Source organism: Micrococcus sp. GbtcB5 (assembly GCF_019091605.1).
GTDB lineage: Bacteria > Actinomycetota > Actinomycetes > Actinomycetales > Micrococcaceae > Micrococcus > Micrococcus luteus.
The window spans coordinates 1-228 of record NZ_JAGXJK010000650.1; the positions used below are offsets into that span (position 1 = coordinate 1).

Consider the following 228-nt stretch of genomic DNA (forward strand, 5'->3'; position numbering starts at 1 on the left):
GCCGTCTAAGTCGATCACCGACCGCCTCCAGACCCTGATCCGCTCCGTCGTCGGCAAGCTGCGCGAGCTGCTGGCCCTGCCCACCTGGCGACCCACGGAGGCGGAGATCCAGGCTCTGGGGCGCACGGCCGAGCACATCGCCCGGGCCATCCCCGCCGCCTTCAAGGCTGTCCCCTCCTCTCCCGCCGAGCTCGCCTGGATCTACGCGCACTCCCAGAGCCGGGGCCT

General features: G+C 71.9%; 1 pseudogene. It reads left to right on the top strand.

What is annotated here, in order from left to right:
- Positions 1 to 228 (top strand): annotated as a pseudogene (locus KVS67_RS13835) (hypothetical protein); the annotation flags it as partial.